This window comes from Enterobacter sp. BIDMC 26 (genome assembly GCF_000534435.1).
Classification (GTDB): Bacteria; Pseudomonadota; Gammaproteobacteria; order Enterobacterales; family Enterobacteriaceae; genus Enterobacter; species Enterobacter ludwigii.
Map to the genome: position 1 here is coordinate 3,297,865 of NZ_KI973182.1, position 26,799 is coordinate 3,324,663.

A 26,799-nucleotide genomic window follows, 5' to 3' on the forward strand; every position below is an offset into this window, starting at 1 on the left:
GTCAGAAATCGTATTTGTTGATGTTCTCTTTGGTAAACACCACCCGCTCCGGCAGCAGCACAATGCCGTTGCCCTTCGCTTCATACTGGTAGCCCTGCACGCTGTTCGGCTCGACCTTCAGCGTACCGATATCTTTCACCTCCACGCTGTCGCCAACGTTAAGATCGCCTTTTTTCAACAACCGATCGGCGACATTGACCGCAATTTTGCCCTGTTGCACCACATCCCACAGGCCGAAGGCTTTCACCGTGCCGCGCTCTACGTACGGGCGCATCACGTTAGGCGTGCTGAAGCCGACAATCGCCACCCCTTCTCGCTTCAGGTTTTCCGCCGCCTGCGCCGCCGCCGGCAGGGCGTTGGCATCCGGGGCGATGATCGCATCCAGATCCGGATACGCTTTTAAGATCCCCTCGGCGGTTTGTAGCGATTTTGTGGCATCGTTATAGCCAAACTGCGTGGTCACGACCTGCCACTGCGGATGATCTTTCTCGATTTTGGCCTTCGCCTCTTTCACCCACTGGTTCTGGTCGGTAACGGTCGGGCTGGAGTAAAAGAACGCCACTTTGGCATTCGGTTTGGTGACCTGTTTACCGGCCATGTCGACCAGCAGGCCGCCGAGCTGCGCCGGGGTGCCCTGGTTGATGTAGATGCTGCGGCATTCCGGTTTGGTGTCGGAGTCCCAGGTCAGTACTTTGACGCCACGCTGCATCGCGCGCTTCAGCGCCGGGCAGAGGCCATCCGGCGACACCGCCGAAACGATAATGGCGTTATAGCCCTGGTTAACGAAGTTATTGATAAGCTGCACCTGGCCTGAGACGCTGGGCTCGGTCGGGCCGTCGTAGGTGACGTCCACGCCGAGATCTTTACCCGCCTCTTTCGCGCCATTGCCGCCGCTGGTAAAGAAGCCAACGCCCACCAGCTTGGGGATAAAGGCGATGCGGTCCGCGGCCTGTGCCGACGCGAAGCTGAGTGCCATCGCCAGGACTATCAGTTTTGTTTTCATCTTACGCTCCGGGTATGTTTTGTGAGGAGAGAGCGCACCCATTCACGGTGCAAACTCAGTGAACGTCCCATCACCACCACAACCAACAGCGCCCCTGACAGCGCGCTCGACACCTGGTTGGGGATGCCGACCATCTGTAAACCCTGCTGCAGATACCCCACCAGCAGCGCCGCCAGGGCCGTACCGATTACCGACCCCGAACCGCCATAGATATTGGCGCCGCCGAGGACCGCTGCGGTCAGTGCAGGCATCAGTAAATCGCGTCCCAAATCCGAACGCGCCGAACCGAAATAGGAGACCATCACCAGCGCAGCAATGGCCGAAGCGACGCCCACCAGGCCATACAGGGCGTAGGGCATCCCGTTGACCGAGAGCGCCGCATAGCGCGCCGCGCGCGGGTTCTGCCCAATCAAAAACAGATGGCGGCCAAAGCGTCCGCGATGGGTAATCAGCCAGAAAAAGACGGTAATCACGGCGAACAGCACCAGCGGGATTGGCAACCCCAGGAACGTGAGGTTAGCGAACGCGGTAAAGCTGTCCGGGAAGCCACCGATACCTTCGTAACCGGTCGCCCCCGCCATGCCGGAGAGCAGCAGTGCGCCGCCGCCGTAGAGATAGAGCGTGCCGAGGGTGATAACCAGTGGGCTGATGCCGGTGTAGTGGATCAGCGCAGCGTTGACCAGACCGCACAGCAGGCCGAGCAGCAGCGTCAACGGTATGGCCAGCGCCATCGGCCAGCCCGCCTGCATCATCACCCCCAGCGCGATGGCACACAGGCCGATGGTCGAACCGAGAGAAATATCAATGCCGCCGCTGATGATCACCAGGGTGAGCGGCAGCGCCACAATGCCAATGCAGATAAAATCACTGGTGCTGAACAGCAGCATGTTGATATCGAGCATGCGCGGATTGATGGCCCCAAAGAGCAGGATTTCCAGCACCAGTAATATCAGCAGCGCGCTTTCCCAGTTAAGCTTCATTTACGCCACCTCTTTTTTGTGTTTCGTAAACGGGGTGACATGCTTCCCCCCTTTGTTACCGGGCTGGAAGCGGCTGTACTTAAGTGCCCGTTGATGCCGGGCCAGCGCCTGGCGCAAGCGCCCGTCGAGCACCAGCACACCGAGCAGCACCAGCCCGGCGATAAAGTCATTCCACCACGCGGGCAGCCTGAACAGCACCAGCACGGTGTCGATTTGAGTCAGGAAAAAAGCCCCCAGTAAGGCGCCAATAAGCGTCCCGGTACCGCCCAGCAGAGAGATCCCCCCGAGTACGCAGGCGGCAATGGCTTTCATCTCCAGCCCGCTGCCGGTCTGGTTTGGTACAAAGCCAATCTGCGAAGCGAAGACAATCCCCGCACACGCGGCCAGCATGCCGTTCAGCGTAAAAGCGATCATTCGCGTCCGGTTCACCGCCACGCCCAGCTGGCGTGCGGCGGTAAGGTTATCGCCCACGGCGTAGAAATCGCGTCCGAAGGCGGTGCGCGACAACGTCCATGCGCCGACCGCGGCTAAAAACACCACGCCCATTCCGAGCGGTGAAATACCCATAGCGGCAGGTTCAGAGAGCGATTTCAGGCTCGGCGGTAGCCCTTCAATCCACTTTCCTCCCGTCCACAGCAGCATCGCCCCGCGATAGAGGCCCAGCGTGCCGAGGGTGGCCACAATTGCCGGAATACGCAGCCCCACCACCAGAAAACCGTTAAATGCTCCCGCCAGTGCGCCAATCGACAGCGCAAAGAGGATCGATACCGGCAGGGTGTAGCCGCTGTTCAGGGCCACCCCCACGGCAATGGCAGACAGCCCGACGGTAGAGCCGACGGAAACATCAATATTGCGGGTCAACATCACCAGCGCGGCGCCGAGCGCCAGCAGGATCAGGATTTGCGAACTGGCGAAGATCATCCCCAGCGTTTGCAGGCTGAAATAGGCCGGATTGAGCCCCACCAGCACCGCGAACAACGCCAGAATGGCGATGAACGCACTCAGTTCGCGATTTTTCAGTAAGGTCTTCATGACTGCCCTCCGAATGCCAGCGCCATCATTCTGTCGAGACTGACCGCGTGCCGGGACAGCTCGCCGCTGAGCACGCCCTGGTGCATCACCAGCACGCGATCGGCAAGCCCGGGGAACTCATCCAGATCGCTTGAGATCATCAGCACCGCCACGTTCTGCGCCGCCACGCTTTTGATGAGCTGATAGATATCGGCCCGCGCCGACACATCCACTCCGCGTGTCGGTTCATCGACGATCAACAGCAGCGGATTCGCCTCCAGACAGCGCGCCAGCAACACCTTCTGCTGGTTGCCGCCGGAGAGCGTGCGCACGGTTTGATCCGCATGGTTAAGCTTGATCCCCAGCGCCCGGTGATAGCGCTCCACCACCGCCGACTCCCGTTTGCGCTGCTGCCAGACCGAGGGCTCATTCAGCGCCACGGTGTTCCAGCGAATCGGCGCATCCAGGAACAAGCCGGAAACCTGTCGGTCCTCTGGCAGGTAGACCAGCCCTTTCTCCAGCCGTGCCGCCACGGGTTCGCCGGTTATCTCCTGATTTTCCAGCCAGACTCGCCCACCGCGCACCGGGCGCAGCCCATACAGCGTTTCCGCAAACTCGGTACGCCCGGAGCCGACCAGCCCGGCGAGGCCAACTATTTCCCCGGCATAGATTTCCATGCTGAGATCGATAAACCCCTCACCGGTAAGCTCTTCCACCCGCAGCACCGGGAAATCCTGCGGCTGCGTGCGGCGATTGCCCGGCAGCGCCAGCCACAGTTTTTGTGCATCACTTAATCCTTTTTCGCGGCTCACCGGCGTCATGGCCGCAATCAGGGCGTTATCGTCGAACTGTGCAGTTTCACCGCTGAGCACAATCGCGCCGTCGCGCATTACCGAAACGTGGCTCGCCAGCTGGCGGATCTCCGGTAATTTGTGTGAGATAAAAACAATGCCGACGCCCAGCGCCTGCAACGCGCGGATCTGGCGGAACAGCCGTTCGGTTTCCCCCGGGGTGAGCGACGCCGTGGGTTCATCAAGGATCAGGATCTTCGCGTTACGCATCAGGCCACGTAGGATCTCCACCATCTGTTGATCCGCCACTTCCAGGGTGCTGGCGGTGGCATCAAGATTGAGCTGACACTGCAGCTGCTGGAGTTTCTCCGCCAGCCGTTCCCCCATACCGGCCTCACGCGGCAGGCGGAAAAGGATGTTTTCCCGCACCGTCAGGTTGGGGAAAAGCAGGGGTTCCTGCGGCACCAGATAAATCCCCAGCCTGTGGGCCTGCGCGGGCGAAAGCCGCGCAAACGCGTGGCCGTCAATCGAAAGTTCACCGCTGTCCGGCGTTTCCACCCCGGCGATGATTTTCATCAGCGTTGATTTTCCCGCGCCGTTACCGCCCATCAGCGCATGCACCTGACCCGCAAGCAGCGTGAAATGAATACCTTTCAGGACCGGTATACCGGAGAACTGCTTGCTGATATCACGTGCTTCGATAAGTGGCGTCATTATCGCTCCGCTATTGAACAAATGATTTTTAGATTTAATAATGTTCAAAAGCGTAGACGGTGAACTATATTTAGAACCGTGCAGGGATCACAAATTTATCGATTAAGATCCACACAGACACAAATCAATCTAAAAGATCTGTTTTGTCGCGTGGTTCACACTTTCTTTCTGCGCGATCACGAACATATGATCTAAATTTTTATAAGAGTTCAATTATGAGCGATAAACGCACTGCGGAAGAAGGTCGTTTTGCCGGGCTGGCGCTGGCGGAAGAAGAGCTGGTTGCCCGCGTCGCCTGGTGCTACTACCACGACGGATTAACCCAGAACGACATCGGCGAGCGGCTCGGACTGCCGCGCCTGAAGATCTCGCGTCTGCTGGAGAAAGGACGCCAGTCCGGGGTGATCCGCGTGCAGATCAACTCCCGCTATGAGGGGTGTCTGGCGCTGGAAACCGAGCTGCAGCAGCGCTTCGGGCTCAAGCTGGTTCGCGTGTTGCCGGCCCTGAATACCCCGCCCATGAATGTCCGGCTGGGCATTGGCGCAGCGCAATCGCTGATGGGCGTGCTGGAACCCGGCCAGCTGCTGGCGGTGGGATTTGGTGAAACCACCATGAGCAGCCTGCAGCACTTAAGCGGTTTTATCAGCTCGCAACAGATCCGCCTGGTGACGCTCTCCGGCGGCGTTGGGCCGTATATGACGGGCATCGGTCAGCTTGATGCCGCCTGCAGCGTCAGCATGATCCCCGCCCCGCTTCGCGTTTCCTCCGCCGAAGTGGCCGGGATCCTAAAACGTGAATCCAGCGTGCGGGACGTGATCCTCGCCGCCGCCGCGGCCGATGTGGCGGTGGTAGGCATTGGTTCAGTAAACCAGCGCCGGGACGCCACCATATTGCGCTCCGGCTATATCAGCGAAGGTGAACAGCTGATGTACGCCCGCAAAGGGGCGGTGGGCGATATCCTCGGCTATTTCCTGAACGCCGAAGGGGAATGCGTGCACGAGCTGGAGATCCACCGGGAGTTACTGGGCGTCACGCTCGATGAACTGGCGCAGTTGCCCACCATCGTTGGCGTGGCCGGAGGTGAAGAGAAAGCCGATGCGATTTATGCCGCACTCAAAGGCCGCCGTATTAATGGCCTGGTGACGGAGGAGACGACAGCCCGCGCGGTGCTGGCTCTGGCGAGCTAAGAGCCTGTCCTGCGCCTGACACGAGGCATGCTCATGAGTTACCTTTTAGCGTTAGATGCAGGGACAGGCAGCGTTCGCGCCGTAATTTTCGATTTGCAGGGCAACCAGGTTGCCGTTGGCCAGGCCGAGTGGAAACACCTGAGCGTGGAGAATGTGCCGGGCTCGATGGAGTTTGATCTCGACATTAACTGGCAGCTCACCTGCCAGTGTATTCATCAGGCGCTGGAGCGCGCCCACCTGAGCGCAGCGGATATCCAGTCCGTGGCCTGCTGCTCAATGCGCGAGGGGATCGTGCTGTATGACCGCAACGGCGACGCCATCTGGGCGTGCGCCAACGTCGATGCCCGCGCCAGCCGCGAGGTAGCCGAACTCAAAGAGATCCACGACTACCGTTTTGAATCCGAAGTGTATGACGTCTCAGGCCAGACCCTGGCCCTGAGCGCCATGCCGCGCCTGCTGTGGCTGGCGCACCATCGTCCGGACATCTACCGCAAAGCCGCCACGATCACCATGATAAGCGACTGGCTGGCGGCAAAACTGTCCGGCGAGCTGGCCGTTGACCCGTCCAATGCCGGGACTACCGGTATGCTGGATCTCTTCTCCCGCGACTGGCGTCCGGCGCTGCTCGACATGGCCGGGCTGCGTGCCGATATCCTCTCTCCGGTGAAGGAGACCGGTACCGTGCTCGGTGCGATCACCAAAGATGCCGCACAGCAGAGCGGCCTGCGCGAAGGCACGCCGGTGGTGATGGGCGGTGGCGATGTGCAGCTTGGCTGTCTTGGGTTAGGCGTCGTGCGGGCCGGGCAAACGGCCGTGCTGGGCGGTACCTTCTGGCAGCAGGTGGTCAACCTGCCGCAGGTACGCACCGACCCGGAGATGAACATCCGCGTGAATCCGCATGTGATCCCCGGCATGGCGCAGGCTGAGTCGATCAGCTTCTTTACCGGCCTGACCATGCGCTGGTTCCGTGACGCCTTCTGCGCGGAAGAGAAACTCATCGCGGAGCGGATGGGAATGGACACTTACTCCCTGCTTGAGGAGATGGCCAGCCGCGTGCCTGCCGGTTCACACGGTGTGATGCCGATCTTCTCAGATGCTATGCACTTCAAGCAGTGGTATCACGCCGCGCCGTCTTTTATTAACCTCTCCATCGACCCGGAAAAATGCAACAAAGCCACGCTGTTCCGTGCGCTGGAAGAGAACGCGGCGATTGTCTCGGCGTGTAACCTGACGCAGATCTCACGGTTCTCAGGGGTAACGTTCTACGGTCTGGTGTTTGCAGGCGGTGGCTCGAAAGGCGCGTTGTGGAGCCAGATTTTAAGCGACGTGACCGGTCTGCCGGTGCGCGTTCCGCAAGTGAAAGAGGCGACAGCGCTGGGCTGTGCGATTGCTGCCGGAACGGGAGCCGGGCTGTTTTCGGATATGGCGGCGACAGGCGAACGGCTGGTGAAATGGAGCCGCGAGTTCACGCCAAACCCGGCGCACCGGGAGTTGTACGACGGTATGATGCAGAAGTGGCAGGCCGTTTATGCCGACCAGCTTGGGCTGGTGGACAGCGGACTGACGACATCGATGTGGCAGGCACCGGGTTTAGTGCGTGCCCCCTCTCCCTGAGAGCTATAACGCCCCCTCTCCCTCAGGGAGAGGGGGTCAGGCCACACCAATATTTGAATCCCATCACAATCGCCGCATTCCCCTTTTCCCTTTTACTCATCGCTGGCTAAATTAGTAACTCATCCGACCACATAACAATAATTTTACACTGGAAGAGACTATGAGCCACTACCCGTCGTTATTTGCCCCCCTCGATCTGGGGTTCACCACCCTTAAAAACCGCGTGCTGATGGGCTCAATGCATACCGGGCTTGAAGAACATCCGGACGGGGCCGAACGTCTGGCGGCCTTCTATGCCGAGCGCGCACGTCACGGGGTAGCGCTGATTGTTACCGGCGGGGTGGCCCCTGCGCCTTCTGGCGTGGGGATGGAAGGCGGTGCGGTGCTGAACGACGCCAGCCAGCTGCCGCATCATCGCGTGGTCACTGACGCCGTTCACCGGGAAGGCGGGAAAATTGCCCTGCAGATCCTGCACACCGGGCGTTACAGCTATCAACCGAATCTGGTCGCACCGTCGGCCATTCAGGCCCCGATTAACCGCTTTACGCCCCATGCCCTCAGCCACGATGAGATCCTGACGCTGATTGACGACTTCGCCCGCTGTGCGGCACTGGCGCGTGAAGCGGGCTATGACGGTGTTGAGGTGATGGGCTCGGAAGGCTACCTGATCAACGAATTCCTCGCGGCCCGCACAAACCAGCGCGACGATGAATGGGGTGGCGATTACGCGCGCCGCATGCGCTTTGCAGTGGAAGTGGTGCGTGCCGTGCGTGAACGTGCCGGGGCGGATTTTATTATTATCTACCGCCTGTCGATGCTCGACCTTGTGGAAGGCGGCGGGACGTTCGACGAAACCGTGCAACTGGCGCAGGCGATTGAAGCCGCCGGCGCGACCATCATCAATACCGGCATCGGCTGGCACGAGGCGCGTATTCCGACCATCGCCACGCCGGTGCCACGCGCGGCGTTCAGCTGGGTCACGCGCAAGCTGAAAGGGAAAGTGTCTGTCCCGCTGGTGACCACTAACCGCATTAACGACCCGCAGGTGGCGGAAAATGTGATCGCCGCCGGTGATGCCGACATAGTCTCCATGGCGCGTCCGTTCCTTGCGGATGCCGAGCTGCTTTCCAAAGCGCAGAGCGGGCGTGCAGATGAGATTAACACCTGCATCGGCTGTAATCAGGCCTGTCTGGATCAGATTTTTGTTGGCAAGGTCACTTCGTGTCTGGTCAACCCCCGCGCCTGCCACGAAACCAAAATGCCGATTTTCCCGGCGGTGCATAAAAAACGCCTGGCCGTGGTCGGTGCCGGCCCGGCGGGTCTGGCGTTTGCGGTGAATGCTGCCTCACGCGGCCACAGCGTGACGTTGTTCGATGCTGCCGCTGAGATCGGCGGGCAGTTCAATATCGCCAAACAGATCCCGGGCAAAGAAGAATTCTACGAAACCCTGCGTTATTACCGCCGAATGATCGACCTGACGGGCGTGGATCTGCGCCTCAACCAGTTTGTAAACCCGGCGGATGTAATGGATTACGATGAGGTGATCCTTGCAAGCGGGATCGCACCACGCAGGCCTGCGATCGAGGGCATCGATCATCCTAACGTCCTGAGCTATCTGGACGTTTTGCGTGACAAAGCGCCGGTGGGGGCAAAAGTGGCGATCATCGGCTGCGGCGGGATCGGGTTCGATACCGCAATGTACTTAAGTCAGCCCGGCGAACCCACCAGCCAGAACATTGCCGACTTCTGCGTGGAATGGGGTATCGACACCAGCCTTAACCAGTCCGGCGGCTTGCGACCGGAAGGACCCCAGCTGCCGAAAAGCCCGCGTCAGATCGTCATGCTGCAGCGTAAAGCCAGCAAACCCGGTGAAGGACTGGGCAAAACCACGGGCTGGATCCATCGCGCAACCCTGCTCTCTCGCGGGGTGAAGATGATACCGTCGGTGAGCTATCAGAAGATCGATGACGCGGGGCTGCACGTGCTGATCGGCGGTGAGCCGCAGCTGCTGCAGGTGGATCATGTGATTTTATGTGCGGGTCAGGAGCCGAAGCGCGATCTGGTGGATCCGCTGCGTGAGGCGGGAAAAACGGTACACCTGATCGGCGGATGCGACGTGGCGATGGAGCTGGATGCGCGACGCGCCATTGCGCAGGGCACAACGCTGGCCTTGAGTCTCTGAGTGACGCAACGCTCACCGGGCCTGCACGCGAGGCAGGCCGGTGTAAACTCAGCGCCCCGCGTTAGCGGCGGCGACCCAGCTTGACGGATTTCAGCACCACGAACTTGTTGTTGGTGGCAACCGTGGTGCAGTTACCGAAGATCTTCTTCAGCTTGTGGAAGTAGTCCAGGTGACGGTTCGCCACGATATACAGCTCGCCGTTAATTTTCAGGCAGCGGCGTGCATGGTGGAACATCTCCCAGGCGACGTTATCCGTCAGGGCGTGTTTCTGGTGGAACGGGGGATTACAGAACACGGCATTAAAGCGGAACGGCTCAACGCCCGACAGCGCGTTATTAATCATAAACTCGCAGCGATCCAGCGCGTCCGGCATGTTGGTTTCAACGTTCAGACGACTGGAGGCCACCGCCATCGGCGACTCATCACTAAATACAACGCTCGCGTCAGGGTTCTTCGCCAGCAGCGTCAGGCCAATCACACCGTTACCACAGCCCAGATCGACGATTTCGCCTTCCAGGTTATCCGGCAGATTTTCAATAAAGAAACGCGCCCCGATATCAAGGCCGGTGCGGGAGAAGACGTTCGCGTGGTTGTGGATTGTCCAGTCAGTGCCTTCCAGCGTCCAGCTCAGGGTTTCTGGCGCGTCGGCCAGTTCGGGGGCACTGAAAGTACAGTTAATGAGACGCGCTTTTTTCCAGGCCAGCGTCGTGGTGGTTGGGCCGAGCACTTTCTCGAACAGTTCCAGCGTTGAGGTATGGATATCACGCGCCTTGGCCCCCGCGATAATACGCGTTTGTGGGGTAACGACGTTGCGCAGTGCGCGCAATTGTTGTTCCAGCAGCGCCATTGTTTTCGGCACTTTGATCAGCACCACGCCCGGCGCCTGCGGGTAGTCCGCGGTGCTGTCGAGGAACTTAACGCTGGATTCGTCGATGTCGTTGTGGCGCAGGTTTTCCCGCGTCGCCAGCTCGCTCAAGTAGGAATCACCGATGCTGTAAGGCGTGTGTTCTGCCAGAGCACAGCCCAGCGCGCCAAATGCGTCATTCAGGATCAAAACCGGGCCGCTGATTTCAGTGTCATCCAACTGTTGCAGCAGATATTCATCCGCCGCTTCCCACGCCTGAAGCGGGTTAACGTCGTCCGTTTCCGGGAAACGTTTAAGGTTGAGTGAACGGAAACCGTTGTCTAAGTGGCTCATCGGCCCTCCTGAATGGTAAAATTTCGGCGTTATCCCTGAAAAGGGTGCGTGAGTATACCCGTTTTATTGTCAAATTGGGGCGTTGATGAACCAACTAACTTATCTCCAGGGCTACCCGGAGAACTTACTTTCTCAGGTTCGCAGCTTAATTGCCGAGCAAAAGCTGGGCACGGTGCTGGAAAAACGCTATCCGGGGACGCATGACTTCGCGACCGATAAGGCGCTCTGGCAGTATACCCAGGATCTGAAAAACACCTATCTGAAGAGCGCGCCACCCATCAATAAGGTGATGTACGACAACAAGATCCATGTGCTGAAAAACGCGCTCGGCCTGCACACTGCCGTTTCCCGAGTTCAGGGCGGCAAGCTAAAAGCGAAAGCGGAGATCCGCGTTGCTACCGTGTTTCGTCACGCGCCGGAAGCGTTCTTGCGGATGATCGTGGTGCATGAGCTGGCACACCTGAAGGAAAAAGAGCACGACAAGGCCTTCTACTCCCTGTGCTGCCATATGGAGCCGCAGTACCACCAGCTGGAGTTCGATACCCGTTTATGGCTTACGCATTTATCGTTAAAGAGTAATGCGCAGTAGCGCACTGGTTTTGCAATAATCACGTGCTACAGTGGCTAAAGGTTCCCTGCTACGGAGTACGTAAACGTTTATGATACGTTTCGCAGTTATTGGCACGAACTGGATCACCCGCCAGTTCGTCGACGCCGCCCATGAAACCGGCAAATTTAAGCTCACCGCAGTCTATTCCCGCAGCCTGGAGCAGGCGCAGAGTTTCGCGAACGACTATCTGGTTGAACATCTGTTCACGTCGCTCGATGAGATGGCGCAAAGTGACGCCATTGACGCGGTCTACATCGCCAGCCCAAACTCCCTGCACTTTGCGCAAACGTCGCTGTTTCTCAGCCATAAAAAACATGTGATTTGCGAGAAGCCGCTGGCCTCGAACATTCAGGAAGTGGAAGCCGCGATTCAGCTTGCCCGCGACAATCAGGTGGTGCTGTTCGAAGCGTTCAAAACCGCCAGCCTGCCAAACTTCCTGCTGTTACAGCAGTCTCTGCCGAAGATTGGCAAAGTGCGTAAAGCGTTTATTAATTACTGCCAGTACTCGTCGCGCTATCAACGTTATCTGGACGGTGAAAACCCGAACACCTTTAACCCTGCCTTCTCTAACGGCTCGATTATGGACATCGGTTTTTACTGTCTGGCCTCTGCCGTTGCGCTGTGGGGCGAGCCGCACGGCGTCACCGCCACGGCCAGCCTGCTGGAAAGCGGTGTGGATGCGCACGGTATTGTGGTGCTGGATTACGGTGATTTCAGCGTTACGCTGCAGCACTCCAAGGTGAGCGATTCCGTTCTGCCCAGCGAAATTCAGGGCGAAGCGGGCTCACTGGTTATCGAGAAGATTTCCGAGTGTCAGAAGCTGAGCATTGTCCCACGCGGCGGCAAAGCGCAGGAGCTGACACAGCCTCAGCATATTAACACTATGCTCTATGAGGCAGAGGTCTTCGCCCGTCTGGTGGAAGACAACGAAGTGAATCACCCTGGGCTGGCGGTCAGCCGCACCACGGCGAAACTGCAAACCGAGATCCGCCGTCAAACCGGCGTGGTCTTCCCTGCAGATGGCGTGGGCGCAGAAGCTATCGCGTAAAGCTGTGTAATGAAACGGTGCAGACCATTGACGAAATCACTGGTCTGACATATTTTGTTACCTGCAAAGGGGAGTAACTTCCTTGCCGGTGGATCGTCATTACGATGCGTGCAAAACCGCATCCGGTCGCCGGGCAATCAAAAAGCCCGTCTTTTTGGTTGTAAGTGAGACCTTGCCGGAAGGCGAGGTCTATGCATAAAAAGCTAACGGCTATCGTCTTCTGACCATGGCCGTTTTTGTTTTTTATGTGTAAGGAAAATAGTATGCATTCTGTCGGCACTCCCATGTTGTGGGGCGGATTCGCGGTTGTCGTGCTCATCATGCTGGCGATCGACCTCTTTTTGCAGGGGCGTCGCGGCGCACATGGCATGACCATGAAACAGGCTGCGGCCTGGTCACTGGTGTGGGTCACCCTCTCCCTGCTCTTCTGTGCTGCCTTCTGGTGGTACCTGGCCTCAACGGAAGGCCGCGCGGTTGCCGATCCTCAGGCGCTCGCGTTCCTCACCGGCTATCTGATTGAAAAAGCCCTGGCGGTCGATAACGTCTTCGTCTGGCTGATGCTGTTCAGCTACTTTGCCGTGCCTGCGGCCCTGCAGCGTCGCGTGCTGGTGTACGGCGTGCTGGGTGCGATTATCCTGCGTACGATTATGATCTTCGCCGGAAGCTGGCTGATTACGCAGTTCGAATGGCTGCTGTATGTCTTCGGCGCATTCCTGCTGTTCACCGGGATCAAAATGGCGCTGGCAAAAGAAGATGGCTCCGCCATTGGCGACCGTCCGCTGGTGAAGTGGATCCGTGGTCATCTGCGCATGACCGACAAGATCGAGAGCGAGCACTTCTTCGTGCGTAAGAACGGCCTGCTTTTTGCCACGCCGCTGCTGCTGGTGCTGATTTTGGTTGAGCTGAGCGATGTGATTTTCGCGGTAGACAGCATTCCGGCTATCTTCGCGGTCACCACTGACCCGTTCATTGTGCTGACATCTAACCTGTTCGCCATCCTCGGTCTGCGTGCCATGTACTTCCTGTTGGCAGGCGCGGCTGAGCGCTTCTCAATGCTGAAATATGGTCTGTCGGTGATCCTGGTGTTTATCGGTATCAAGATGCTGATTGTCGATTTCTACCACATCCCTATCGCTATCTCGCTCGGTGTGGTGTTTGGCATTCTGATCGTGACGTTGCTTATCAATACCTGGGTTAATCGTCAGCACGATAAGAAGCAACAGGTGGAGTAATTACGGTCCTTCCTGCTGCCTTTACGTTGGCCCTCTTCCCCCCAGGGAGAGGGCCAACACACTTTTGTAAATGAATAGTTAAAAACTATGACGCAACACGTAAAATGCAGCATTTTACGCTTCCCTCCGCATCCGGTTTCCCTATACTCAACCAGGCAAACATTTTCTTACATCCGGACATAAATGTGACTTAGAGCACATAAAGGATGGAACGCAATTTCACTTAGGAATTTTTATGAGCACACAATCAACTGGTCTCTTTGCGCGCCTGGCGCAAGGCAGTCTCGTTAAACAAATTCTGGTAGGGCTGGTACTGGGGATTCTGCTGGCAATGGTGTCAAAACCGGCTGCGGAAGCGACGGGGCTGCTTGGCACCATTTTCGTTGGCGCACTGAAAGCCGTCGCACCGGTGCTGGTGCTGATGCTGGTCATGGCGTCAATTGCCAATCATCAACACGGACAAAAAACCAACATTCGCCCTATCTTGTTCCTGTATCTGCTGGGCACCTTCTCTGCAGCCTTAACAGCCGTCGTTTTCAGCTTCCTGTTCCCGTCCTCGCTGCACCTGACCAGCGCTGCGGGTGATATCACCCCGCCATCCGGTATTGTGGAAGTGCTGCGCGGCCTGCTGATGAGCATGGTCTCTAACCCGATTACGGCACTGATGAACGCTAACTACATCGGCATCCTGGTCTGGGCGATCGGTCTTGGTTTTGCCCTGCGTCACGGCAACGAAACAACGAAAAACCTGGTCAACGACGTGTCGAACGCCGTGACCTTTATGGTCAAAATTGTGATTCGCTTTGCGCCAATCGGCATCTTCGGTCTGGTCTCTTCCACACTGGCGACCACCGGCTTTGGCGCACTGCTGGGCTATGCGCAGTTGCTGGTGGTACTGATTGGTTGCATGCTGCTGGTTGCGCTGGTGATTAACCCACTGCTGGTGTTCTGGCAGATCCGCCGTAACCCGTATCCGCTGGTGTTAACCTGCCTGCGCGAGAGCGGTGTGTATGCATTCTTCACCCGCAGCTCTGCGGCAAACATTCCGGTTAACATGGCGCTGGCGGAGAAGCTGAATCTGGATCGCGACACCTACTCGGTTTCCATCCCGCTGGGTGCGACCGTGAATATGGCGGGTGCGGCAATTACCATTACCGTGCTGACGCTGGCGGCTGTGCATACGCTGGGCATTCCGGTCGATCTGCCCACGGCGCTGTTGCTGAGCGTGGTGGCGTCGCTGTGTGCGTGTGGTGCATCGGGTGTGGCGGGTGGTTCGCTGCTGCTGATCCCACTGGCGTGCAATATGTTCGGTATCCCGAATGAGATTGCCATGCAGGTAGTGGCCGTCGGCTTTATCATCGGTGTATTGCAGGACTCCTGCGAAACCGCGCTGAACTCCTCAACGGACGTGCTGTTCACCGCAGCGGCATGCCAGGCGGAAGACGCGCGTTTAGCGAAGAACGCGTTACGCGGGTAAACAAAAACCCGGTGACAAAACGTAAAGCAAAACGGCAACCGAAGGTTGCCGTTTTAGTATTTGACCCTCTCCACAGCGGTGAGGGCATCAACCGCACCACACTTACAGCGTCACGCCACTCTTGAAGATCGCCAGTTCGCGGAAGTCATTCTTCTCGTTACAGGTCTGTCTGCCGTTGGCAAACTCCACAATGGTATCCACGAATTCCGTCAGCAACTGCGGCATCCCTTTGCCGTGGATTAACTGGCCTGCATCAAAGTCGATCCAGTGTTTTTTCTTCACTGCCAGCTCGCTGTTGGTCGCGATTTTGACCGTCGGCACAAAGCCACCGTACGGTGTCCCGCGCCCGGTGCTGAACAGCACCATGTGGCAGCCGGCGCCGGCCAGCGCGCTGGTCGCAACCGCATCGTTACCCGGTGCGCTGAGCAAATTCAGACCGTGCGTTTTCAGACGTTCACCGTAGCGCAGAACATCAACCACCGGGCTGGCACCCGCTTTTTGCGTGCAGCCGAGAGACTTCTCTTCAAGCGTGGTGATCCCGCCCGCTTTGTTACCCGGAGACGGGTTTTCATAAATCGGCTGGTTGTGGGCGATAAAGTACTGTTTGAAGTCGTTCACCATCGTGACGGTCTTCTCAAACGTCTCTTCGTCGCGACAGTGGCTCATCAGAATACGTTCAGCGCCGAACATTTCCGGCACTTCTGTCAGCACCGTCGTACCGCCGTTGGCGATCACATAATCTGAGAAGCGGCCCAGCATCGGGTTCGCGGTGATCCCGGACAGGCCATCAGACCCGCCGCACTCCAGGCCAAACTTCAGCTCGCTCAGCTTGCCCGGCTCACGCCTGTCGTGACGCATCACCTCATACAGCTGGTGAAGGTGCTCAATGCCCGCTTCCACTTCATCATCCTGGTGCTGACACACCATAAAGTGCACGCGCTCGGGGTCAAACTCACCCAGCGTGTCGCGAAACGCATCCACCTGATTGTTCTCGCAGCCCAGGCCAATCACCAGCACCGCGCCCGCGTTCGGGTGGCGGACCATGTTTTGCAGCATGGTGCGGGTGTTGATGTGGTCGTCGCCAAGCTGAGAACAGCCGTAGGTGTGGCTGAACAGGTGCACACCGTCCGTACCTTCGGCGTCGTGGGTCTCTTTCAGGAAACGCGTCTGGATTTGACGCGCGATCCCATTCACGCAGCCGACGGTGGGAAGGATCCACAGCTCGTTGCGGATCCCCACCTCACCGTTCGCCCGGCGGTAGATCTGTACCTCGCGATCCGCCGCCTGCGCTTCTTCCGCCGCTAAATCAGGTTGATAGCTGTACTCGTCCAGATCGCTCAGATTGGTGCGGGTGTTGTGGGAATGAATATGCTCACCCGGCGCAATATCCGCCAGCGCATGACCAATCGGGAGACCGTATTTAACAACGTTGTCTCCTTGGGCGATCGGCTTCACGGCAAACTTATGCCCGCGAGTCACCGCCTGACGCAGGGTTACCGTCTGGTTATCAACGGTGACAACTTCACCTTCGGCCAGATCCGCCAGCGCGACGGCAACGTTATCCAGCGAATGGATTTTGATGTATTGCATATCAACCTCAAACGGCCTTAGTTCAGTTCAATGGCGAAGTAGTCGCGCGCATTGTTAAAGCAGATGTTTCTCACCATTTCGCCCAGCAGCTGAATATCGGCAGGGGCCTCACCCGCGGTCACCCAGCGGCCAATCATCTGGCACAGAATGCGGCGGAAATATTCGTGGCGCGTGTAAGAAAGGAAGCTACGGCTGTCGGTCAGCATGCCCACAAAGCGGCTTAACAGACCCAGCTGTGCCAGCTGCGTCATTTGACGCTCCATCCCGTCTTTCTGGTCATTGAACCACCAGCCGGAACCGAACTGCATCTTGCCTGGCATACCTTCACCCTGGAAGTTACCGATCATGGTACCCAGCACTTCGTTATCGCGCGGGTTCAGGCAGTAGAGGATGGTTTTTGGCAGCAGATTTTGCTCGTTCTGTTTGCTCAGCAGCTTAGAAAGTTCTTCCGCAAGCGGGCGATCGTTGATGGAGTCGAAGCCCACGTCCGCGCCCAGCAGTTTAAACTGACGCTGGTTGTTATTGCGCAGGGCACCAATGTGGTATTGCTGCACCCAACCGCGACGAGCATATTCCGCACCGAGGAAGACCAGCACCGCCGTTTTGAACTGTGCCACTTCGTGCTCGCTCAGGGATTCACCGGACAGGCGACGTGCCAGAATGCTATCAAGCTCGGCTTCATTCGATTCCGCAAACATCACCACATCCAGCGCGTGGTCAGAGACTTTACAGCCGTGTGCCGCGAAGTGGTCCAGACGTTTGATCAGCGCGCTCTGCAGGTCTGCAAAACGACGAATGTCGGTGTCAGACACTTCCGCCAGCTTCGCCATGTAATCATTGAACGTTGCCTGTTCGATATTAAAGGCTTTATCCGGACGCCAGCTTGGCAGCACTTTAATATCAAACGAGGTATCGCGGGCGACCACCGCGTGATGTTCCAGGGAGTCAATCGGATCGTCAGTGGTCCCCACCATCTTCACGTTCATCTGCTTCATGATGCCGCGGGCGGAGAAGGTATCCTGCGCCAGTAATTCATTGCACCGATCCCAGATTTCATCGGCGGTAGCCGGGGAGAGCAGCTTTCCGGTGATGCCGAACGGACGGCGCAGCTCAAGGTGCGTCCAGTGATATAACGGGTTGCCGATGGTGTGCGGAACGGTCGCCGCCCAGGCGTCAAACTTCTCGCGGTCGCTTGCATCACCGGTACACAGGCGCTCAGCCACGCCGTTGGTGCGCATCGCACGCCATTTGTAGTGGTCACCTTTCAGCCAGATGTCATACAGGTTTTTGAAACGGTAATTTTCGGCAACCTGCTGCGGCGGTAAATGGCAGTGGTAGTCGAAAATTGGCTGGTCTTTGGCGTAGTCGTGGTACAGGCGGCGAGCAAATTCGGTATCTAACAGAAAATCTTCGGTCATAAACGGTGTCATTATCGTCTTCCTCGTAACGAGAGCGTCAGAAAGCTTATGCTCAGATGCTGCAAAGTTATCACACCAATTTCCAGAGACAGAACATTTTTTCGTGAGTTAGATCAATAAACGCAGACAAATTAATTACCTCAAATGAGGTAAACCCTTCGCCAGGCCGCGCCAGAACTGGCTTTATCCGTAACACATAATGTCCCTACAAATAATCATGCATTTGTGATGTCACTCACCTTTTAAAGTTGTATGACAAGTTATCTTTTCGCCGTCGCAAACACTAAGCCGACGGAATGCATTCCCGGTGTGAAAACATCGGTTTTAACGGTACGGATACCGACTTATGCACGCTTACTTATGGCAAGGTTCGGGCCGTTCCGGGACATCTCCCGGTTAAGCCCCTCCCGTTACACAACCGCTCCCGGACACGGTCGAGAGGTTGCCGTGCAAGGCACGGAATTAACATAACGATGAGGTTTTAGATGCGTAAAATTAAAGGGTTACGTTGGTATATGATCGCACTGGTGACGTTAGGCACCGTGCTGGGCTACCTGACACGTAACACCGTGGCAGCCGCAGCCCCGACGTTGATGGAAGAGCTGCATATCTCCACTCAGCAATATTCCTACATCATTGCTGCTTATTCCGCGGCTTACACCATCATGCAGCCTGTTGCAGGCTATGTTCTGGATATTCTCGGGACCAAAATCGGCTACGCCTTCTTCGCCATCGCCTGGGCTATTTTCTGCGGCGCCACGGCGCTGGCAGGCAGCTGGGGCGGTCTGGCGCTGGCACGTGGTGCGGTAGGTGCAGCGGAAGCGGCAATGATCCCGGCCGGGCTGAAAGCCAGCTCTGAGTGGTTCCCGGCGAAAGAGCGTTCTATTGCCGTCGGCTATTTCAACGTCGGTTCTTCCATCGGTGCGATGATTGCACCACCGCTGGTGGTGTGGGCTATCGTGATGCACAGCTGGCAGATGGCGTTCATTATCTCTGGTGTACTGAGTTTTGCGTGGGCCATGGCGTGGCTGATTTTCTATAAACACCCGCGCGATCAGAAAAAACTGTCTGAAGACGAACGCGAATACATCATTGGGGGTCAGGAAGCTCAGCATCAGACCAACAACGGCAAAAAAATGACGGTCTGGCAGATTCTGGGTACCCGTCAGTTCTGGGGTATCGCCCTGCCGCGCTTCCTCGCCGAACCCGCCTGGGGGACCTTCAACGCCTGGATCCCGCTGTTCATGTTTAAGGTCTACGGCTTTAACCTGAAAGAGATTGCGATGTTCGCGTGGATGCCAATGCTGTTTGCCGATCTGGGCTGTATCGTTGGCGGTTATCTGCCACCGCTGTTCCAGCGCTGGTTTGGCGTGAACCTGATCGTTTCCCGTAAAATGGTCGTGACGATGGGCGCAGTGCTGATGATTGGCCCGGGCATGATCGGCCTCTTCACCAGCCCGTATGTGGCAATCGCCCTGCTGTGCGTCGGTGGTTTTGCCCACCAGTCACTGTCCGGTGCGCTGATTACACTCTCTTCTGACGTCTTTGGGCGTAACGAAGTGGCTACCGCTAACGGCCTGACCGGTATGGCTGCCTGGACGGCGAGCACCCTGTTTGCTCTGGTGGTCGGTGCACTGGCGGACACCATCGGCTTCAGCCCGCTGTTTGCCGTACTGGCTATCTTCGACCTGATGGGTGCAGTGGTTATCTGGACGGTGCTGAAAAGTAAGTCGGCAGAAGAGGTGCTAAAAGAGTCCCTGGGGGGACCGGCAACGCAAAGTTAGCGCCCCTCCTGATGTCACAGAAGCCGCCTCCGGGCGGCTTTTTTCATGGCAAAATCTGGAGACTGGCACGCAAAAGTGGTATAACAAATAATCCGCCGTACCCTGCCTGGAGCGCATATGGAAATCACCGAACCACGTCGTTTATATCAACAACTTGCTGCCGAGCTGAAAGATCGCATCGAGCAAGGTGTCTACCTTGTCGGTGATAAACTCCCCGCTGAGCGCTTTATCGCTGATGAAAAAAGTGTAAGCCGCACCGTGGTGCGTGAAGCGATTATCATGCTGGAAGTGGAAGGCTACGTTGAAGTTCGCAAAGGCTCCGGCATTCACGTGATTTCTAATCAGCCGAAACACTCCCCGGTCGCCGACGAAAGTCTCGAATTCGCCAGCTACGGTCCGTTTGAACTGCTCCAGGCGCGCCAGCTTATCGAAAGCAATATTGCGGAATTTGCAGCGACTCAGGTGACCAAGCAGGACATCATGAAGCTGATGGAAATCCAGGAAAACGCGCGCAAGGAAAAATGTTTCCGTGATTCAGAGTGGGACCTGCAGTTCCACGTTCAGGTCGCGCTGGCAACGCAAAACACCGCGCTGGCGGCAATCGTGGAAAAAATGTGGACTCAGCGCGTTCACAACCCGTACTGGAAAAAACTGCACGATCACATCGATTCCCGCACCGTGGATAACTGGTGCGACGATCACGATCAGATCCTTAAAGCGCTGATTCGCAAAGATCCCCATGCGGCAAAACTGGCCATGTGGCAGCACCTGGAAAACACCAAGCAGATGCTGTTCAATGAAACCAGCGATGACTTCGAATTTAACGCTGACCGCTATCTTTTTGCCGATAATCCTGTCGTTCATCTCGATACGGCAGCCAGTGCGGCAAAATAGTTTACCTTTTCGCTGGCAGGCGCTTCGCTGCGCCTTCTGGCAGAGGTGGGTAAGCAAAACATATATAGTGTCAGCCTTTGTAAATCCCCTCGCTCCCCTCCATGGCTTACGCCAAAATCATCTCACCCCTGCAAATTCTGTGACGCAGAACCTTGGGCTTTGTTACAATTGGATTCAATTCGTTATTTTGTAAGTTAGTGCTTGCTAACCAGCCAATTAACAGGGAACAGTGTTGGCCACACCTCAATGTGTCCGCGAGCGACCATAATGAAATCACAACAATGTCGCCGTGCTGTTTGTCCCGGATAACAGGCGTGACGTTAACCGATTTCCAGGAACACTGAATGGAACTTTTGACCCAACTACTGCATGCCCTCTGGGCGCAGGATTTTGAAACGCTGGCCAACCCTTCCATGATTGGCATGCTCTACTTCGTCTTATTTATGATTCTGTTCCTTGAGAACGGTTTACTGCCTGCCGCCTTTTTACCTGGCGACAGCTTACTGGTGCTCGTCGGCGTGCTGTGTGCCAAAGGGGCAATGGCCTTTCCGCAAACCATTTTATTACTGACCATCGCCGCCAGCCTTGGCTGCTGGGTGAGCTATATCCAGGGACGATGGCTGGGCAATACGCGTCTGGTGCAGAACTGGCTCTCTCACCTTCCTGCGCATTATCACCAGCGGGCGCACCATCTTTTCCATAAGCACGGGCTTTCCGCGCTCCTGATCGGCCGCTTTATCGCCTTTGTACGCACCCTGCTGCCTACCATTGCGGGTCTTTCCGGATTAAGCAGCACCCGCTTCCAGTTCTTCAACTGGATGAGCGGCCTGCTGTGGGTTCTGATCCTGACCACGCTGGGCTATGCGCTGGGCAAAACACCGGTCTTCATGAAATATGAAGATCAGCTCATGTCCTGCCTGATGCTGTTACCGGTGGTTCTGCTGGTCTTTGGTCTGGTCGGTTCGCTGGTGGTGCTGTGGAAGAAGAAATACGGAGCCAGAGGTTAACGATGGTTATCTCACCGCTTGCCGTGCGCCGTTTTGCCGTGGCCATGATTGCCCTGGGGTTGCTCAGCCTCATGTTCCTGGCCTGGACGACGCTTTCGCATCAGGAATCGACGCTGGCCATTCGCCCGGTGAGTCAGGGTGTCAGCGTGCCTGACGGTTTTTCGGTGTGGCATCATCTTGATGCCAACGGCATCCGCTTTAAGAGCATCACTCCGCAGGACGATGTTTTACTGATTAAGTTTGATTCCCGTGCGCAGAGTGCCGCCGCGAAAGTGGTGCTCGACCGTACGCTGCCGCACGGTTATATCATTGCCCAGCAGGAAGATGACAACCAGCCTGCAGCCTGGCTGTCACTGATTCGCGATTCGTCGCATAGATTTGGATAATTACCAGGATTCCGAATCTTTTCACTCACTTTGGTGAATCCCCCGTTTACTTACTATGCTTAAGTACGCGGAGCACCCCATGTATGTACTCCGCTTGACTCTGGATAGCGGCTCACGCCGCAACACAATGGAAGGTTTCGATAATGAAATTCCGCATTACTCTGGCTCTGGCCCTTTTTTCTTTAAGCACAGCGTCCTTCGCCAACTCTCTCTGTCAGGAGAAAGAACAGGATATTCAGCGTGAGATCAGTTATGCCGAAAAGCATAACAATCAGCATCGTGTTGAGGGTCTCAAAAAAGCGCTGATCGAAGTGAAAGCGAACTGTTCTGACAGCAAGCTACGTGCCGATCACCAGAAAAAAATCGCTGAACAGAAGGACGAGATAGCCGAGCGCCGTCACGACCTGCAGGAAGCGAAAGAGAAAGGGGATGCGGAAAAAATTGCTAAGCGCGAGAAGAAGTTGAAAGAAGCGCAGGACGACCTGAAAGCGCTGGAAGCTCGCGATTATTGAGTTAACGGAAATCTCAACAGGAGAGAATCATGTCAAAAGATACGACGTCTGAAAATCTGCGCGCTGAACTGAAATCCCTGGCCGATACCCTGGAAGAGGTGCTGAACTCCTCTGCAGATAAGTCAAAAGAAGAGGTCAGCAAACTGCGCAGCAAAGCTGAGCAGGCGCTGAAAGAGAGCCGTTATCGCCTGGGTGAAACCGGTGATGCACTGGCGAAACAGACCCGCGAAGCGGCAGCTCGCGCGGACGAATATGTTCGCGATAATCCGTGGACGGGTGTAGGGATTGGTGCCGCGGTAGGTGTGGTACTGGGTGTCCTGCTGACGCGTCGTTAATATGGAAGATCCTCGTCACGCACAAGGGCCTGCTAACAACGTCCTCGGCATCGGCCAGCGTATTCTGACGACGCTGGTCGGGATTGCCGAAACGCGCGTCCGACTGGCAGTGGTTGAACTGGAAGAGGAGAAAGCGAACCTTTTCCAGATGCTGCTGATGCTCGGGCTTACCATGCTCTTCGCCGCGTTTGGTCTGATGAGCCTGATGGTGTTAATCATCTGGGCCATTGACCCGCAATATCGACTCAACGCGATGATTGCCACCACCGTTGTTCTGCTGGTTGCGGCATTGATTGGCGGCATATGGACGATGCGTAAAGCACGCAAATCCACTTTCCTGCGCCATACGCGCCAGGAACTGGCCAACGATCGCGCCCTGCTGGAGGATGACAAGCCGTGAGCGATAAAGCCGAACGTCAGAAGCGAAAAGCATTCCTGCTCAGTCAGATCCAGCAGCAACGGCTGGATTTGTCTGCCAGTCGTCGCGACTGGGTTGACGCGACGCGTCGTTTTGACCGGGGCTGGAATACCTTCCTGAGCCTGCGCTCATGGGCGCTGGTCGGAAGCAGCGTGATGGCTATCTGGACGGTTCGTCATCCAAATATGCTGATCCGCTGGGCCCGCCGCGGCTTTGGTGCCTGGAGCGCCTGGCGTCTGGTGAAAGCGACGATTCGTCAACAACAGCTGCGTTAGTTCTTATGCCGGGTAGCGTTTCGCTTACCCGGCACACTTTCCCCCTTCCCCGTTACTCAATATCTTTGAAGAAGATTGACAGTTTTCCTTGCTAACAATTCCCATCTGCCCCGTTTACACTCCTCTCCATCGACAGCAAAGACGCGGTATCTACCCGAATTTGCACACAAATAAAGTTCAGCCGCTGATGTGGTTTCCTGGAGAGTAAAATGAAAAAATTAGAAGATGTTGGTGTTCTGGTAGCGCGTATTCTGATGCCGGTTCTGTTTATCACCGCAGGCTGGGGCAAAATCACCGGTTATGCGGGCACGCAGCAATACATGGAAGCCATGGGTGTTCCCGGGTTCCTGCTGCCACTGACTATTCTCCTTGAGTTCGGCGGCGGCCTGGCGGTACTGTTCGGCTTCCTGACCCGCACCACGGCACTGTTTACCGCAGGCTTCACCCTGCTGACGGCGTTCATCTTCCACAGCAACTTTGCGGAAGGCGTGAACTCTCTTATGTTCATGAAAAACCTGACCATCGCGGGTGGCTTCCTGCTGCTGGCCATCACTGGCCCTGGCGCATACAGCATCGACCGCGTTCTGAATAAGAAGTGGTAAGCACGCTATACTGAATGAACACAAAGCGAGGAGATATCTCCTCGCTTTTGCTTATTGACGGAGGAGTAAAAAATGGGACAACTCGTAGACGGCGTCTGGCAGGATGTCTGGTATGACACCAAATCCACCGGGGGACGCTTCAAGCGCTCTGTTTCGGCCTTCCGTAACTGGCTAACCGCCGATGGCGCACCGGGCCCAAGCGGCGAAGGCGGCTTTGCGGCTGAGAAAGACCGTTATCATCTCTATGTTTCTCTGGCCTGCCCGTGGGCGCACCGCACGCTGATTGTGCGCAAGCTGAAAGGACTCGAATCCTTAATTCCGGTTTCGGTGGTCAACCCCCTGATGCTGGAAAACGGCTGGACGTTTGACAGTGATTTCCCGGCCGCCACCGGTGATGACCTCTACCACCACGATTTTCTCTACCAGCTCTATCTGCGCGCCGATCCGCACTACACCGGACGCGTGACCGTACCCGTGCTGTGGGACAAGAAAAACCAGACCATTGTCAGCAATGAGTCCGCAGAGATCATCCGCATGTTCAACACCGCGTTTGATGCCCACGGGGCCCGCGCCGGGGATTACTATCCGGTTGAGCTGCGCGATAAGATTGATGAGCTGAACAGCTGGATTTACGACAACGTGAATAACGGTGTCTACAAGGCCGGCTTTGCCACCAGCCAGGAAGCGTATGACGACGCGGTGGGAAAAGTATTTGAATCGCTGGAGCGTCTTGAGCAGATCCTCGGTCAGCATCGCTACCTGACGGGCGACCGCCTGACGGAAGCAGACATTCGTCTGTGGACAACGCTGGTTCGCTTTGATCCTGTTTATGTCACCCACTTCAAGTGTGATAAACACCGCATCAGCGATTACCTGAACCTGTACGGTTTCCTGCGCGATATTTATCAGATGCCGGGCATTGCTGAAACGGTCGATTTCAACCATATCCGCACCCACTATTTCCGCAGCCATAAGACCATCAACCCGACGGGTATTATCTCGGTGGGTCCGTGGCAGGACCTGGATGAACCGCACGGTCGCGACGTGCGTTTCGGATAAATATCAAGGGCATCAATTGATGCCCTTTTTTAATTCATAATCTCCATCTATCCTTACCTCGATCGCTTAAAAAACAAGTGATTGACTGACTAATGAGGCAAGGAAAATGGACTGGTATTTAAAAGTACTGCGCAACTACATTGGATTTGGTGGCCGCGCTCGCCGTAAAGAGTACTGGATGTTCGTTCTGGTGAACTTCATCCTCATCATGGTGCTGGGCATTATCGATAAAATTCTTGGCTGGGAACGAGCCGGCGGTGAAGGTGTTCTCACCACGATTTACGGCCTGCTGGTCCTGCTTCCCTCATGGGCCGTACTGTTCCGACGGCTACACGATACCGATCGTTCAGCCTGGTGGTTACTGTTGCTGCTGATCCCGATTGTGGGCTGGCTGGTCATTCTGGTCTTCAACTGCCAGGCCGGCACGCCGGGCGAAAACCGCTTCGGGCCCGATCCAAAACTCAACGCATAAAACAAAGCCCGGTGGCGTTTCGCGTACCGGGCTCGATTCTTTATTTGTTGTGATGGGCAAAGAGCTTAGGTATTTCGCGCAGGCACCACGATTTGGCCTCACCCATGCTGTCGCGCCGCCACGCCATAATGATGTCCACTTCGCTGGTGTACTCCGGGCTGACCACGCGTAGCCGCCCTTCTGCAATATCTTTTTCGACAAACGGATACGGCATTGTTGCCACGCCCAGGCCCGCCAGCAACGCCTGACGTTTGTCTTCAAGCGATGTGACGGTCAGACGAGGTTGTTTATCCAGCAACTGCACCGTTAACACCGGACGCTCGCGTGCGGTGTCTGCGACCGCGACCCCGCGGTATTTCACCCGCGTCACTTCCGAGAGCGGCTCCGGCTCCTGGTGAATCGGGTGATCCGGTGCGGCGACATAGACGTTCATCACGCTGTAGAGTTTGCGGGAGTTGATTTCAGATGAGGAACGGAAGTGCATATCCGGGGCAATGACGATATCCGCCCTGCCCGTCTCCAGTCGCTCCCAGGCCCCGGCCAGCACCTCGGTGATGATCGATAACTGGGTGTTTGCTTTATCGGCCAGCCGGTTCACCAGCGGGAACAGCGCCTCGGTGGGCACCAGCGCTTCCGTCACCAGCGTCAGATGGGTTTCCCAGCCGCGCGCCAGCGCTTCGGCGTCCGTCGTCAGCTTGTCCGCCGCTTCCAGCAGGACGCGACCACGCTCCAGCAGCATCCGTCCAACGTTAGTGAATTTTGTTCGATGACCGGAGCGGTCAAAGAGCACCACGTCCAGCTCTTCCTCCAGCTTCTGCATGGTATAGCTGAGCGCAGACGGAACGCGCCCCAGTTCATCTGCCGCCGCGGCAAAACTGCCACGCCGATCAATTGCGTCCATGACGCGAAGCGCCTCAAGCGTCAATGCTCTCTCTTTAGCCATCTCGTTCTCATTCAGGAAATTTGAACATACCGGGCAGAATATCTGGCTAACAATGAA

The 26,799-nt window shown here is 56.7% G+C and carries 26 protein-coding genes; 18 read left to right on the forward strand and 8 right to left on the reverse strand.

Annotated elements, in window-relative coordinates:
* Position 1: 1 nt before the first annotated feature.
* From lsrB to lsrA, 4 genes are read right to left on the reverse strand one after another with little or no spacing between them, the layout of a single operon-like run.
* On the reverse strand, positions 2 to 1,003 hold the full coding sequence (lsrB, locus tag L462_RS07875) for an autoinducer 2 ABC transporter substrate-binding protein LsrB (protein WP_032679011.1): 1,002 nt from the start codon (positions 1,001 to 1,003) through the stop codon (positions 2 to 4).
* Entirely contained in the window at positions 1,000 to 1,983 is a 984-nt protein-coding gene (lsrD, locus tag L462_RS07870; protein ID WP_014171712.1) for an autoinducer 2 ABC transporter permease LsrD, read from the reverse strand. Before lsrD ends, lsrB begins: the two co-directional genes overlap by 4 nt.
* Complete coding sequence (gene lsrC, locus L462_RS07865) at positions 1,984 to 3,015, reverse strand: autoinducer 2 ABC transporter permease LsrC (protein WP_014171713.1); 1,032 nt, start codon at positions 3,013 to 3,015, stop codon at positions 1,984 to 1,986.
* Positions 3,012 to 4,499, reverse strand: a complete 1,488-nt coding sequence (gene lsrA, locus L462_RS07860) for an autoinducer 2 ABC transporter ATP-binding protein LsrA (protein WP_032679012.1) — start codon at positions 4,497 to 4,499, stop codon at positions 3,012 to 3,014. The genes lsrC and lsrA overlap by 4 nt, the downstream gene beginning before the upstream one ends.
* Before the next feature lie 215 nt (positions 4,500 to 4,714).
* On the opposite strand from lsrA, the gene lsrR reads away from it, so the two are divergent.
* The 3 genes from lsrR (at position 4,715) to L462_RS07845 (ending at position 9,482) form a co-directional block, all read left to right on the forward strand.
* Complete coding sequence (gene lsrR, locus L462_RS07855) at positions 4,715 to 5,686, forward strand: transcriptional regulator LsrR (protein ID WP_020883581.1); 972 nt, start codon at positions 4,715 to 4,717, stop codon at positions 5,684 to 5,686.
* A gap of 33 nt (positions 5,687 to 5,719) precedes the next feature.
* Positions 5,720 to 7,300, forward strand: coding sequence for an autoinducer-2 kinase (gene lsrK, locus L462_RS07850; protein WP_032679013.1), 1,581 nt, complete (start codon positions 5,720 to 5,722; stop codon positions 7,298 to 7,300).
* A 160-nt stretch (positions 7,301 to 7,460) separates the two neighbouring features.
* Positions 7,461 to 9,482, forward strand: coding sequence for an NADPH-dependent 2,4-dienoyl-CoA reductase (locus L462_RS07845; protein ID WP_032679014.1), 2,022 nt, complete (start codon positions 7,461 to 7,463; stop codon positions 9,480 to 9,482).
* Between the two features lie 61 nt (positions 9,483 to 9,543).
* Here the strand turns inward: L462_RS07845 and rlmG are convergent, their stop codons facing one another.
* A complete protein-coding gene (gene rlmG / locus L462_RS07840) occupies positions 9,544 to 10,680 on the reverse strand; it encodes a 23S rRNA (guanine(1835)-N(2))-methyltransferase RlmG (protein ID WP_014171718.1) in 1,137 nt (378 codons plus the stop codon).
* A gap of 85 nt (positions 10,681 to 10,765) precedes the next feature.
* Here rlmG and L462_RS07835 point away from each other — a divergent pair, with 85 nt between their 5' ends.
* The 4 genes from L462_RS07835 to sstT all read left to right on the forward strand — a co-directional run bounded on the left by L462_RS07835 (position 10,766) and on the right by sstT (position 15,047).
* The gene (locus tag L462_RS07835) at positions 10,766 to 11,269 is read left to right on the forward strand and encodes a YgjP-like metallopeptidase domain-containing protein (protein WP_032679016.1); all 504 of its coding nucleotides are present in this window, start codon (positions 10,766 to 10,768) and stop codon (positions 11,267 to 11,269) included.
* 70 nt (positions 11,270 to 11,339) lie between these two features.
* Positions 11,340 to 12,338 (forward strand): Gfo/Idh/MocA family protein, encoded by a 999-nt coding sequence (locus L462_RS07830; RefSeq protein WP_032679018.1) that lies wholly within the window; start codon positions 11,340 to 11,342, stop codon positions 12,336 to 12,338.
* A gap of 263 nt (positions 12,339 to 12,601) precedes the next feature.
* Entirely contained in the window at positions 12,602 to 13,570 is a 969-nt protein-coding gene (locus tag L462_RS07825) for a TerC family protein (protein ID WP_025202952.1), read from the forward strand.
* 235 nt (positions 13,571 to 13,805) lie between these two features.
* Positions 13,806 to 15,047, forward strand: coding sequence for a serine/threonine transporter SstT (gene sstT / locus L462_RS07820; RefSeq protein WP_014171722.1), 1,242 nt, complete (start codon positions 13,806 to 13,808; stop codon positions 15,045 to 15,047).
* 102 nt (positions 15,048 to 15,149) lie between these two features.
* Here the strand turns inward: sstT and L462_RS07815 are convergent, their stop codons facing one another.
* Together L462_RS07815 and uxaC are read right to left on the reverse strand one after the other, a co-directional pair.
* The gene (locus L462_RS07815) at positions 15,150 to 16,637 is read right to left on the reverse strand and encodes a UxaA family hydrolase (protein ID WP_032679020.1); all 1,488 of its coding nucleotides are present in this window, start codon (positions 16,635 to 16,637) and stop codon (positions 15,150 to 15,152) included.
* 17 nt (positions 16,638 to 16,654) lie between these two features.
* Positions 16,655 to 18,067 carry a glucuronate isomerase gene (gene uxaC / locus L462_RS07810; RefSeq protein WP_014171724.1) on the reverse strand — a complete coding sequence of 471 codons (1,413 nt, stop codon included), beginning with the start codon at positions 18,065 to 18,067 and terminating at the stop codon, positions 16,655 to 16,657.
* 473 nt (positions 18,068 to 18,540) lie between these two features.
* On the opposite strand from uxaC, the gene L462_RS07805 reads away from it, so the two are divergent.
* From L462_RS07805 to L462_RS07755, 11 genes are all read left to right on the forward strand, one after another.
* Positions 18,541 to 19,839 (forward strand): MFS transporter, encoded by a 1,299-nt coding sequence (locus L462_RS07805; RefSeq protein WP_014171725.1) that lies wholly within the window; start codon positions 18,541 to 18,543, stop codon positions 19,837 to 19,839.
* Positions 19,840 to 19,956: 117 nt separating this feature from the next.
* Complete coding sequence (gene exuR / locus L462_RS07800; protein ID WP_014171726.1) at positions 19,957 to 20,733, forward strand: transcriptional regulator ExuR; 777 nt, start codon at positions 19,957 to 19,959, stop codon at positions 20,731 to 20,733.
* A gap of 344 nt (positions 20,734 to 21,077) precedes the next feature.
* Positions 21,078 to 21,740, forward strand: a complete 663-nt coding sequence (yqjA, locus tag L462_RS07795; protein ID WP_014171727.1) for a DedA family general envelope maintenance protein YqjA — start codon at positions 21,078 to 21,080, stop codon at positions 21,738 to 21,740.
* A 2-nt stretch (positions 21,741 to 21,742) separates the two neighbouring features.
* A complete protein-coding gene (gene mzrA / locus L462_RS07790; RefSeq protein ID WP_020883575.1) occupies positions 21,743 to 22,126 on the forward strand; it encodes an EnvZ/OmpR regulon moderator MzrA in 384 nt (127 codons plus the stop codon).
* A 143-nt stretch (positions 22,127 to 22,269) separates the two neighbouring features.
* Complete coding sequence (locus tag L462_RS07785) at positions 22,270 to 22,638, forward strand: DUF1090 domain-containing protein (RefSeq protein ID WP_032679023.1); 369 nt, start codon at positions 22,270 to 22,272, stop codon at positions 22,636 to 22,638.
* A gap of 29 nt (positions 22,639 to 22,667) precedes the next feature.
* Complete coding sequence (locus tag L462_RS07780; RefSeq protein ID WP_003862645.1) at positions 22,668 to 22,973, forward strand: ElaB/YgaM/YqjD family protein; 306 nt, start codon at positions 22,668 to 22,670, stop codon at positions 22,971 to 22,973.
* Position 22,974: 1 nt separating this feature from the next.
* Positions 22,975 to 23,373 (forward strand): phage holin family protein, encoded by a 399-nt coding sequence (locus tag L462_RS07775; protein ID WP_013098867.1) that lies wholly within the window; start codon positions 22,975 to 22,977, stop codon positions 23,371 to 23,373.
* The gene (locus L462_RS07770) at positions 23,370 to 23,666 is read left to right on the forward strand and encodes a YqjK-like family protein (protein ID WP_020883574.1); all 297 of its coding nucleotides are present in this window, start codon (positions 23,370 to 23,372) and stop codon (positions 23,664 to 23,666) included. Before L462_RS07775 ends, L462_RS07770 begins: the two co-directional genes overlap by 4 nt.
* Before the next feature lie 209 nt (positions 23,667 to 23,875).
* Positions 23,876 to 24,268 (forward strand): DoxX family protein, encoded by a 393-nt coding sequence (locus L462_RS07765; RefSeq protein ID WP_006178691.1) that lies wholly within the window; start codon positions 23,876 to 23,878, stop codon positions 24,266 to 24,268.
* A gap of 72 nt (positions 24,269 to 24,340) precedes the next feature.
* The gene (locus L462_RS07760) at positions 24,341 to 25,327 is read left to right on the forward strand and encodes a glutathione S-transferase family protein (RefSeq protein ID WP_020883573.1); all 987 of its coding nucleotides are present in this window, start codon (positions 24,341 to 24,343) and stop codon (positions 25,325 to 25,327) included.
* A 106-nt stretch (positions 25,328 to 25,433) separates the two neighbouring features.
* Entirely contained in the window at positions 25,434 to 25,799 is a 366-nt protein-coding gene (locus tag L462_RS07755) for a DUF805 domain-containing protein (RefSeq protein WP_014171733.1), read from the forward strand.
* Positions 25,800 to 25,839: 40 nt separating this feature from the next.
* Here the strand turns inward: L462_RS07755 and L462_RS07750 are convergent, their stop codons facing one another.
* Positions 25,840 to 26,742 carry a LysR family transcriptional regulator gene (locus L462_RS07750; protein ID WP_014171734.1) on the reverse strand — a complete coding sequence of 301 codons (903 nt, stop codon included), beginning with the start codon at positions 26,740 to 26,742 and terminating at the stop codon, positions 25,840 to 25,842.
* Positions 26,743 to 26,799 lie beyond the last annotated feature (57 nt).